This is a genomic window from Pseudomonas sp. SF2, from assembly GCF_036858055.1.
Taxonomy (GTDB): domain Bacteria; phylum Pseudomonadota; class Gammaproteobacteria; order Pseudomonadales; family Pseudomonadaceae; genus Aquipseudomonas.
Genome location: NZ_JAMBDI010000073.1, coordinates 10,162 through 20,528 on the forward strand (window position 1 = coordinate 10,162; position 10,367 = coordinate 20,528).

The following is a 10,367-nucleotide window of genomic DNA, read 5'->3' on the forward strand; positions in this document are numbered from 1 at the left end:
GGGGCTGCTACGCAGCCCTTTCGCGACACAAGGCCGCTCCCACAAAAATCACGGTCACCTTGAAACTTACCAGCCAAACAACTCGCAAGCATTGCGGGTGCTGGCTTCAGCCAGCTCCGCGACATCCACACCCATCACCTGCGCCAGCGCCCCGGCAATCTCCGGCAGGTGCTCCGGGCTGTTCCTCATCCCTGGGTACATGACCGGCGCCATGTCCGGCGCATCGGTCTCCAGCACCACGCTGTCCAGCGGCAACCGCGCCAGGGTCTTGCGCAGCCGCAGCGCCTGTGGCCAGGTAGCCGCACCGCCAAGCCCAAGCCGGAAGCCCAGCTTGATGTACTCGCGGGCCTCTTCATAACTGCCGGCAAACGCATGTATCACCCCCGCCCGCGCCGGCTTGTAGCGCTTGAGCGTGGCGATCACCTGGGCATGGCTGCGGCGCACGTGCAGCAGGGCGGGCAGTTCGAAGTCGCAGGCCATCTGCAGTTGCGCTTCGAACAGGTCCTGCTGGCGGGCCTTGTCCAGGTCTTCGAGGTAGTAGTCCAGGCCAAACTCGCCCACGGCACATAGCCGTGGGTTGCCATGCAGGCGCTCCAGCCATTCGCGCAACTGCACCAGGTGCTCCGGGCGATGCTGGTCAAGGTAGATGGGGTGCAGGCCGAGTGCGGCGAACAGGCGCTGGTCGGCGCAGGCCAGGTCCCACACCCGCTGGAAATTCGCCTGGTACACCCCCAGCACCACCATCCGCTCCACCCCGCGCTCCGCCGCGTTGGCCAGCAGGCGCGGGCGGTCGGCGTCGAAGTCGGGGAAGTCCAGGTGAGTGTGGGTGTCGATCAGGCGCATGTTCAGGCCACTGTAATGCGTTGCTTGAACGTTCGACCGACGGCATGTACACCAGGTTCGTAGCGTTTGTCCTCGATCGCGGCCAGTGCCAGTTCCAGCGCGGTGGCGGCAATCAGGCCATGCTGCTGGGCCATGGCATTCACCGGCAGCGGCAGGAAGTCGAGCAACTGGTTGTCGCCAAAGGTACCCAGCTGCAGCTGGCGCGAGTCGGCAGGGCGGGCCTGCAGGGTGTCGAACACTCCTTGCAGCAGCACATAGGAGGTGGTAACCAGGGCATCCGGCAGGCCGCCGAAGTCTTCGATCAGCTGCTGCATCAAGCGCTGGCCGCACTCACGGCTGAACGCTTCGCCCTGATAGCGGCGAACTTCGCCGGCATAGCCTTGCAGGGCTTCGTCGAAGCCGCCGGCACGTGCCTGGCTGACCGACAGCTCGGGGCGTGCGCCTATCAGCGCGATGCTGCGCGGGGCGGCGCTCAGCAAGCTGGCGGCCAGTTGGCGGCTGGCGTCGCGGTCGTCGCTGATCACCGAGCAGAAGTGCGCAGGGTCCAGGCGGCGGTCGATGGCAATCACCGGCAGGCCTTTGTCCTGCAGTTCGCGGTAGCTGTCATCTTCCGGTGGCAGGCAGCTGGCGACGAACAGCGCGTCGCACCGGCGGGCGCGGAACAGCTGCTGCAACTGGCGCTCGCTGTCGGGCTGGTCGTCGCTGCTGGCGATCAGCAACTGGTAGCCACGGGCGCGGGCACCTTGTTCGAGTTGCTTGGCGATGCGGGCGTAGCTGGGGTTCTCCAGATCCGGGAGAATGAAGCCCAGGGTGCGGGTATGCCGGCTGCGCAGGCCAGCGGCCTGCGGGTTGGGGGTGAAGCCGTGGGCCTCGACCACCGCGCGTACCCGCTCGACAGTGCTGTTGCTGATGCGCTGCTGTTCGGCCTTGCCATTGATGACGTAGCTGGCGGTGGTCACGGACACACCGGCCAGACGGGCGATATCGCTGAGTTTCACCGAATTTTCCTTGTTATTACCGGGGCTGGCTGTGAGGCCTGACCGGGAAGTTTGACCCGGCGGGGGCGCCACGCGCAGACGACCATTGTCGCAATTGTCCGACAGGATGGGGCTTTTTCCTCGGCAGATTATCGAGTAACGTGGCCGCCTGGTCAGATTAATCGTTTCAGCTGCCGAATTTTCTGCCTCGGCTGCCATCCGTGCAAGGCTGTTGAACTGGCCGTTCATGTGAATTTCACAACAATACTCCAGTACCCGACCGGGAACTGCAAAAGGAGAAGGTCATGCTCGAGCTCGCCAAGGAGCAGATAGCCATGGGCCAGAAGGCCGCCGACAAGGCCGAGGCATTGCGCCTGCTGGCCGACCGGCTGGTCACTGACGGCCTGGTCGCCGAGGGTTACCTGCAAGGGCTGCAGGCCCGAGAGACACAAGGCTCCACCTTCCTTGGGCAGGGCATTGCCATCCCCCATGGCACGCCGCAGACCCGAGACCTGGTGTACGCCACCGGCGTGCGCCTGCTGCAGTTCCCCGAGGGTGTGGACTGGGGCGATGGCCAGATGGTCTACCTTGCCATTGGCATCGCCGCCCGTTCCGACGAGCACCTGCGCCTGCTGCAACTGCTGACCCGCGCGCTGGGCGAGACCGACCTGGCCGAAGCATTGCGCCGCGCCGGCTCCGCCGAGGCGTTGCTGAAACTGTTGCAGGGCGCGCCACAGGAACTGGCGCTGGATGCACAACTGGTCGGCCTGAACCTGCCGGCCGAAGACTTCGATGAACTGGCCTGGCGCGGCGCCCGCCTGTTGCAGCGCGCCGACTGCGTCGACAGCGGTTTTGCCGCCGTGCTGCAGCAGGCCGAGCCGCTGCCGCTGGGCGAGGGCCTGTGGTGGCTGCACAGCGAGCGCCAGGTGCGCCAACCGGGCCTGGCCTTCATTACCCCGCAGCAGCCGTTGCGTTACCGCGACCAGCCGCTCAACGGCCTGTTCTGCCTCGCCAGCCTTGGTGCTGCTCACCAGGCCTTGCTCGAGCGCCTGTGCGAAGTGTTGATCGAAGGCCGCGGGCAAATGCTCTACCAGGCCACCAGCAGCCGCGCGGTACTGGAAGTGCTGGGCGGTGAGGCGCCGGCAGACTGGCCCAGCGCGCGTGTCGTGCTGGCCAACCCGCACGGTTTGCATGCCCGCCCGGCAAAGGTATTGGCGCAACTGGCCAAAGGTTTCGAGGGGGAAATCCGTGTACGCCTGCTCGACAGCGCGCAGCCGGCGGTGTCGGTAAAGAGCCTGAGCAAGCTGCTCAGCCTCGGCGCCCGACGTGGCCAGGTGCTGGAGCTGGTGGCTGAGCCAGGCATCGCCGCCGATGCCTTGCCGGTGCTGCTGGCCGCCATCGAACAAGGCCTCGGCGAGGAGGTGGAGCCGTTGCCGCAGAGCGCGGCGCCCGTCGCCAGCGCAGCGGCCGAAGTGCTGCAAGCGCCCGAAGCCGGTAGCCGCATCCACGGCGTGGGTGCTGCGCCCGGTATTGCCAGTGGCCCGGCGCATGTGTGTGTCGAGCGTGAATTCGACTACCCCCTGCGCGGCGAGTCGTGCGCCCAGGAGCGGCAGAAGCTGCGTGAAGCCGTGGCGACCGTGAATGGCGAGCTGCAGGCCTTGGTCCAGCGCAGCGACAAGGCCATCGGTGAAATCTTCGTCACCCATCAGGAAATGCTCGCCGACCCGGCCCTGACCGACGATGTCGAGCAGCGCCTGGGCCAGGGCGAAAGCGCCGCAGCCGCCTGGATGGCGGTGATCGAGGCGGCGGCGCGCCAGCAGGAATCGCTGCACGATGCCTTGCTCGCCGAACGTGCTGCCGACCTGCGTGACATCGGCCGCCGCGTGCTGGCGCAGTTGTGTGGCGTGCAGGCCCAGGCTGAACCCGAGCAACCCTACGTGCTGGTGATGACCGAAGTCGGCCCGTCCGATGTCGCCCGGCTGGACCCGAGCCGCGTCGCCGGTATTGTCACCGCCCAGGGCGGCGCCACCGCCCACAGCGCCATTGTCGCCCGTGCCCTGGGCATCCCGGCGGTAGTGGGCGCGGGGGCGTCGATACTGCTGCTGGACAATGGCACGCCGCTGCTGCTCGATGGCCAGCGTGGCGTGGTCAGCGTGGCGCCGCCGGCGGATGAACTGCAACGGGCCCTGGCCGAGCGTGACCTGCGCGAGCAACGCTTGCAGGCCGCCTGGGCCAACCGCTTCGAGCCGGCGGTCACCCGCGATGGCCACGCCGTCGAGGTGTTCGCCAACATCGGCGAGAGCAACGGCATCGCCAAGGTGGTGGAGCAGGGGGCCGAAGGCGTGGGCCTGCTGCGCACCGAGCTGATTTTCATGGCCCACCCCCAGGCCCCGGACGTGGCCACCCAGGAAGCCGAGTACCGCCGCGTGCTCGATGGCCTCGACGGGCGCCCGCTGGTAGTGCGTACCCTCGATGTCGGCGGCGACAAACCGCTGCCGTACTGGCCGATCGCTGCCGAGGAAAACCCGTTCCTCGGCGTGCGCGGCGTACGCCTGACCCTGCAGCGCCCGCAGGTGATGGAAGACCAGTTGCGCGCCTTGCTGCGGGCGGCCGACCAGCGCCCGCTGCGCATCATGTTCCCGATGGTCGGCCAGGTGCACGAATGGCGTGAGGCGCGGGCCATGGTCGAGCGCCTGCGTGCCGAGATCCCGGTAGCCGACCTGCAACTGGGCATCATGGTCGAAGTGCCCTCGGCAGCGCTGCTGGCACCACAACTGGCGCGCGAAGTGGACTTCTTCAGCATCGGTACCAACGACCTGACCCAGTACACCCTGGCCATCGACCGTGGCCACCCCAGCCTCTCGGCCCAGGCCGACGGCCTGCACCCGGCGGTGCTCAACCTGATCGACATGACCGTGCGCGCCGCCCATGACCATGGCAAGTGGGTGGGCGTGTGCGGCGAGCTGGCGGCCGACCCGCAGGCGGTAGCCGTGCTGCTGGGCCTGGACGTGGACGAACTCAGCGTCGCCGCGCGCAGCATTGCCGAAGTCAAGGCCCTGGTCCGCCAGGCCGATCACCAGACGGCCCGCGCCCTGGCGCGCGAGGCCCTGCAACAGGACAGCGCCGCAGCGGTTCGCGCGCTGGTGGAGCGTTACTGAATGGCCAAGATCCTCACCCTCACCCTGAACCCGGCGCTGGATATCACCATCGGCCTGGATACCTTGCGCCCGGGGCAGGTCAACCGCAGCCAGGTACAGCACAGCCACGCCGCGGGCAAAGGGCTGAACGTTGCCCAGGTTCTGGCCGACCTGGGGCACAGCGTCACGGTTGGCGGCTTCCTCGGGCGCGATAACCTGCAGCCGTTCGAGGCGCTGATCGACTGGCGCGGCTTCGCCGACTGCTTTGTCCGCGTGCCGGGCGAAACCCGCAGCAACATCAAGCTGGTCGAGGCCGATGGCCGTGTCACCGACATCAATGGCCAAGGTCCGGAAGTTGACGAAGCGGCACGAAGTGCATTGCTGCGCCGCCTGGCGCAGATCGCCCCGGGCCACGATGCGGTGGTGGTGGCTGGCAGCCTGCCGCGCGGGATCAGCCCCGAGTGGTTCCGCCAGTTGCTCGAACAGCTCAAGGCGCAAGGCCTCAAGGTAGCCCTGGACAGCAGTGGCGAAGCCCTGCGTGCCGGCCTGCAGAGCTCGCCCTGGCTGGTCAAGCCCAATACCGATGAGCTGGGCGAGGTACTCGGCCTGGCTGTGGATAACCCGGCGCAGCAGCGCGCCGCTGCCGAGCACCTGCTGGCCAGTGGCGTCGAACACGTGGTGGTGTCGGCGGGCGAGCAGGGCGTCAGCTGGTTCGCCCGCGACCGGGCCGTGCATGCTTGCCCGCCCAAGGTGCAGGTCGCCAGCACGGTGGGCGCAGGTGATTCGCTGGTGGCCGGCATGGTCCACGGTCTGCTGATGGGCGAAGCCCCAGCGCAAACCTTGACCCGTGCCACCGCGATCGCCGCCCAGGCTGTTACCCAGGTTGGTTTCGGCATCCGTGACCGCGAGCAACTGGCGCGCCTGGAAGCCGGTGTGCAACTGACAGAACAACAAGAGGGTTGCCGATGAACATTGCCATTGTCACTGCCTGCCCCAATGGCCAGGTGTCGAGCGTGCTGAGCGCGCGCTTGCTGTCCGCCGCAGCCCAGCGGCGCGGCTGGAGTACCAGCGTCGAAGTGCAGGATGCCGGCCACCCCGAGCGGCGACTGAGCACCACGCAGATTGCCGAGGCCGACTGGGTGCTGGTGGTCAGCACCGGCCCGGTGGACCTGGCCCGTTTCGTCGGCAAGCGCGTGTACCAGAGCACGCCGTCCCAGGCTTTGGCCGACCGTGAAGGCTTCCTCGATGAAGCGGCGGCCAACGCCCAGCTGCTGGCCACAGTGCCAGGCAGCCCGGCCGAAGCAGGCAGCGCTGGCGCACGCATCGTCGCCGTCACGGCTTGCCCGACTGGCGTCGCGCATACATTCATGGCTGCGGAAGCCTTGCAACAGGCTGCGCAGCAACTGGGCTACCAGTTCACCGTCGAGACCCAGGGCTCGGTCGGTGCGCGCAACCCTTTGTCTGCCGAAGCCATCGCCGCAGCTGATGTAGTGCTGCTGGCCGCCGACATCGAAGTGCCCACCGCACGTTTCGCCGGCAAGCGCATCTACCGTTGCGGCACCGGTATCGCCCTCAAACAGGCCCGTGCCACCTTGGACAAGGCCCTGGCCGAAGCCAAGGTGGAAAACAGCAGCGATGCCGCAGCAGTGAGCACGCCAGTGAGGGGCGAGAAGACCGGGGTATACAAGCATCTGCTCACCGGCGTGTCGTTCATGCTGCCGATGGTGGTGGCTGGCGGCTTGTTGATTGCCCTGTCGTTCGTGTTCGGTATCGAGGCTTATAAAGAAGCGGGCACCTTGCCGGCCGCGTTGATGCAGATCGGCGGCGAGGCTGCGTTCAAGTTGATGGTACCGCTGCTGGCGGGATATATCGCCTGGTCCATCGCCGACCGCCCGGGGCTGGCACCCGGCATGATCGGCGGCCTGTTGGCCAGTACCCTGGGCGCCGGTTTCATCGGTGGTATCGTCGCCGGCTTCCTCGCCGGTTACAGCGCCAAGGCCATTGCCCGCTGGGCGCGCCTGCCCAGCAGTCTGGAGGCACTCAAGCCGATCCTGATCATTCCGCTGCTGGCCAGCCTGTTCACCGGCCTGGTGATGATCTATGTGGTCGGCCAGCCGGTGGCGGCGATGCTGGAAGGCCTTACGCATTTTCTCGACAGCATGGGCACCACCAATGCCATTCTGCTGGGCCTGTTGCTGGGTGGCATGATGTGCGTCGACCTGGGCGGGCCGATCAACAAGGCTGCCTATGCCTTCTCGGTGGGGCTGTTGGCCTCGTCGAGCTATGCGCCGATGGCGGCGACCATGGCCGCCGGCATGGTGCCACCCATTGGCCTGGGTATCGCCAGCTTCCTGGCCCGACGCAAGTTCGCCCAGAGCGAGCGCGAGGCGGGCAAGGCGGCCCTGGCGCTGGGGCTGTGCTTCATCTCTGAAGGGGCGATCCCGTTTGCCGCCAAGGACCCGCTGCGGGTAATTCCGGCCAGCGTGGCCGGCGGGGCATTGACCGGGGCATTGTCGATGTACTTCGGCTGCAAGCTGATGGCGCCGCATGGCGGCCTGTTCGTGCTGCTGATCCCCAATGCGATCAACCATGCGCTGTTGTACTTGTTGGCGATCGTGGCGGGTAGCCTGCTGACGGCGGTGGTGTATGCGGTGATCAAGAAAAGCGAGCGGGTGGAGTTGGCGGTGGTGCCGGTGAAGGGCTAGAGACTTCTGTAGGCATTACTGGCCTCTTCGCGGGCACGCCCGCTCCCACAGGTACTGCATGATCTTGAAGCTTGCAGTGAGCCTGTGGGAGCGGGCGTGCCCGCGAAGAGGCCGGAGCAGGTCAACGCCCGTGCTTCTGCCGCAACGGCACAAGCAGATCGCCCAGCCCGTTGTGGTCGATCTCATGCATCAACGCCAATAGCCCACCCAGTTCCCCCGCCGGGAAACCCTTGCGTGCAAACCAGGCCAGGTAATCACCTGGCAGGTCGGCAATGATTCGTCCCTGGTACTTGCCAAATGGCATGGTGCGGGTCACCAGCAGTTCGAGGGTTTCCGGCTTCATCATCGGCGCACCTGGCTGTTGAAAAGCGCCGACCATACTGCAATCTGCACGAAGGCCCAAGCGGCAATCATGCAGAACGCCGGTTTCAGCATTTACTCTTGTCATCATATCTATTTGATTTAAAAGTATTTTATTGAGAGCACAAGGTTGGCACGAACGCTGCTCCCTTACAGATGACTATCACCTGCCAAGGAGTTCGTATCATGAGCAATCCCAACAAAGACGTGATCGATGTGCTCAACGACCTGATCGAGTACAGCAAGGATGGCGAGAAAGGCTTCAAAGCCTCGGCCGATGATGTGAAGAACCCCGAACTGAAAGCGTTCTTCGTTCAACGTGCCGGTGAGTGTGCCAATGCTGCCGGTGAACTGCAGAGCGAGGTGCGCCGCCTGGGGGGCGACCCGGAAACCTCCACCAGCATCAGCGGTGACCTGCATCGGGGTTGGGTCAACCTCAAGGCGATGGTGACCGGCAAGGATGAGGAAGCGGTGCTGAACGAGGTGGAGCGGGGCGAGGACCATGCCCTCAAGGCCTACAAGGAAGCCCGTGAGAAACTGGTGAAGCTGGGCCGCGGCGCCAGCGACCAGACCTACACCCTGGTGGAAAAACAGCTGCAAGGCGTGCAGCGCAACCATGACCAGGTCAGGGCCCTGCGCAACGCCGCGCGCGCCCGCGCCTAGTCGGCAGGCCCCTCTACCCGGTTGCGGCCTTTGGCCTTGGCCCGGTAGAGCGCTTCGTCCGCAGCACCCAGCACCCTCGCCAGGTCGTGCTGGGTGCCCGACAGGCCGATACCGATGCTCACGGTGACCGAGTGGGCATCGTCGGCAAACGGCGCCAGCGCCTCGACGCGGGCGCGGATGCGCTCGGCCAGCAGTCTCGCACCGGCCAGGTCGGTTTCCGGCAGCACTACCTGGAACTCCTCACCGCCATAGCGCGCCGCCAGATCGGCCGGGCGACGGATGCACGCCTCGATGGCCTTGGCCACTTCGCGCAAGGCATGGTCGCCACCGGCGTGGCCATGGCGCTGGTTGAAGGCCTTGAAGTGGTCAACATCCACCATCAGCACCGCCAACGGCGTGCGGTTGCGCTGGGCGCGGGCCCATTCCTGGCGCAGTACCTGATCCAGGTGGCGGCGGTTGGCCAGGCCGGTCAGGCTGTCGGTAGCGGCAAGGGTCGCCAGGCACTGTTCGGCCTCCTGGCGGCGGCGCAATTCGCGCCCCAGCAACAGGGTCAGCCAGAGAATTCCTACGCACAGTACGCCGGTGGCGACGCTGACGACGATCGCCGTGCGGCGCCAGGACTGGAACACCTCCTCGGCGGAGTGAGCCACCAGCACGATCAGCGGCAGCTGCGGGACTCGGGCAAAGGTGTACATGCGCAGCGTGGCACTACTGCCGGAGCGGGCGGTGAAACTACCGCTCTGTTCGTTGAGTATGCGCTTGAAATTGGCGCGATTGGCGTAGTTGGTGCCTATAAGCGGATCTTGTGGCCGTGATGGCTGGCGGGCGAGCAGCTGTCCGTCGGCGTTGAACAGGCTGATGTTGCTGTCATCACCGATATCCAGTCGCCGGAACAGGTCGCTGAAGTAAGACAGGCGCAGCGCACCCGCTGCCAGACCAGCGAACTCGCCATTGGGGCCGGAGATGCGCCTGCTGAAACTGATGCACCAGTCCTGGTCGCCGAGCGTAGCCTTGAACGGTGGGCCCACCAGCAGTCCGAGGTTGGGGTTGTGCAGGTGTGCCTGGAACACCCCGGTGTCGCCGAAGTTGGCCCGGCGTGGCACGCTGCTGGTGGAATCGCCTACCACGTTGCCTTGCTTGTCCAGCCACAGCACGTCACCGCGCTTGCGGTCGACGAAGGCTTCATTGAAGAGCAGGCGTTGGCGCACCGGGGCGGGAATTTCCGGCAGCTCCTTGCGCCCGACCGCCCAGATCAGGCCCTGCAGTGACTGGTCGTAGAGTTCGACGTTGCGCAGGATGTCGCTTTCGATCAGCTGGACGATATTGTTGGACGAGCGGATCGCCGACAGCTCGACATTGTCGCGCTCACGCGCCAGCAGGTAGCTGACGATGGCCACAATGGCGAGCACGGCAAGGCAACTGCCCAGGTTGAGGATCAGCTCGGGGTGCGATCTGTAGAGTGCGAAACGCGGTGGTCGGGGGGTCATGCTCGCTACTGCGTGGGCAGGGCCATTCGCGGCGGCGACATTCTAGGGAAGCGGGGATTGTCGAACAACATTTGTCCGACGGAATCACGGTATACCTTGTTTTGGACTGTCCACAAGCCCCTGTGGGAGCGGGTTCACCCGCGAAGAAACCAACGCGGTGTCTGGCACCGGCTTCGCCGGTGTTCGCGGTGTACG

The 10,367-nt window shown here is 66.0% G+C and carries 8 protein-coding genes; 4 read left to right on the forward strand and 4 right to left on the reverse strand.

Features of this window, described 5'->3' with window-relative positions; translation table 11 throughout:
• Positions 1-66: 66 nt before the first annotated feature.
• Positions 67-843, reverse strand: coding sequence for a TatD family hydrolase (locus M2S36_RS24625; RefSeq protein ID WP_207832486.1), 777 nt, complete (start codon positions 841-843; stop codon positions 67-69).
• A gap of 2 nt (positions 844-845) precedes the next feature.
• The gene (gene cra / locus M2S36_RS24630) at positions 846-1,841 is read right to left on the reverse strand and encodes a catabolite repressor/activator (protein WP_207832488.1); all 996 of its coding nucleotides are present in this window, start codon (positions 1,839-1,841) and stop codon (positions 846-848) included.
• A gap of 284 nt (positions 1,842-2,125) precedes the next feature.
• Between cra and ptsP the strand changes: the two genes are divergently transcribed.
• Genes ptsP through M2S36_RS24645 form a run of 3 tightly spaced genes read left to right on the forward strand, consistent with a single transcriptional unit; the run spans position 2,126 to position 7,662 of the window.
• Entirely contained in the window at positions 2,126-4,978 is a 2,853-nt protein-coding gene (gene ptsP / locus M2S36_RS24635) for a phosphoenolpyruvate--protein phosphotransferase (RefSeq protein ID WP_207832490.1), read from the forward strand.
• Positions 4,979-5,926, forward strand: coding sequence for a 1-phosphofructokinase (pfkB, locus tag M2S36_RS24640; protein WP_333958008.1), 948 nt, complete (start codon positions 4,979-4,981; stop codon positions 5,924-5,926).
• Positions 5,923-7,662 carry a PTS fructose-like transporter subunit IIB gene (locus tag M2S36_RS24645; protein WP_233687289.1) on the forward strand — a complete coding sequence of 580 codons (1,740 nt, stop codon included), beginning with the start codon at positions 5,923-5,925 and terminating at the stop codon, positions 7,660-7,662. Before pfkB ends, M2S36_RS24645 begins: the two co-directional genes overlap by 4 nt.
• A gap of 121 nt (positions 7,663-7,783) precedes the next feature.
• On the opposite strand, the gene M2S36_RS24650 is transcribed toward M2S36_RS24645, so the two are convergent.
• Positions 7,784-8,005, reverse strand: coding sequence for a DUF3820 family protein (locus M2S36_RS24650; RefSeq protein WP_015268980.1), 222 nt, complete (start codon positions 8,003-8,005; stop codon positions 7,784-7,786).
• Positions 8,006-8,208: 203 nt separating this feature from the next.
• On the opposite strand from M2S36_RS24650, the gene M2S36_RS24655 reads away from it, so the two are divergent.
• Complete coding sequence (locus tag M2S36_RS24655) at positions 8,209-8,685, forward strand: ferritin-like domain-containing protein (protein WP_207832496.1); 477 nt, start codon at positions 8,209-8,211, stop codon at positions 8,683-8,685.
• Here M2S36_RS24655 and M2S36_RS24660 read toward each other — a convergent pair.
• The gene (locus tag M2S36_RS24660) at positions 8,682-10,172 is read right to left on the reverse strand and encodes a GGDEF domain-containing protein (RefSeq protein WP_233693852.1); all 1,491 of its coding nucleotides are present in this window, start codon (positions 10,170-10,172) and stop codon (positions 8,682-8,684) included. The two genes, M2S36_RS24655 and M2S36_RS24660, sit on opposite strands and share 4 nt — an antisense overlap.
• Positions 10,173-10,367 lie beyond the last annotated feature (195 nt).

Excerpts from the sequence above, each read along its gene's own strand:
- ptsP (WP_207832490.1), top strand. The coding sequence starts at position 2,126 with ATGCTCGAGCTCGCCAAGGAGCAGATAGCCATGGGCCAGAAGGCCGCC.
- M2S36_RS24660 (WP_233693852.1), bottom strand. The coding sequence starts at position 10,172 with ATGACCCCCCGACCACCGCGTTTCGCACTCTACAGATCGCACCCCGAG.
- M2S36_RS24645 (WP_233687289.1), top strand. The coding sequence starts at position 5,923 with ATGAACATTGCCATTGTCACTGCCTGCCCCAATGGCCAGGTGTCGAGC.
- M2S36_RS24655 (WP_207832496.1), top strand. The coding sequence starts at position 8,209 with ATGAGCAATCCCAACAAAGACGTGATCGATGTGCTCAACGACCTGATC.
- pfkB (WP_333958008.1), top strand. The coding sequence starts at position 4,979 with ATGGCCAAGATCCTCACCCTCACCCTGAACCCGGCGCTGGATATCACC.
- M2S36_RS24625 (WP_207832486.1), bottom strand. The coding sequence starts at position 843 with ATGCGCCTGATCGACACCCACACTCACCTGGACTTCCCCGACTTCGAC.
- M2S36_RS24650 (WP_015268980.1), bottom strand. The coding sequence starts at position 8,005 with ATGAAGCCGGAAACCCTCGAACTGCTGGTGACCCGCACCATGCCATTT.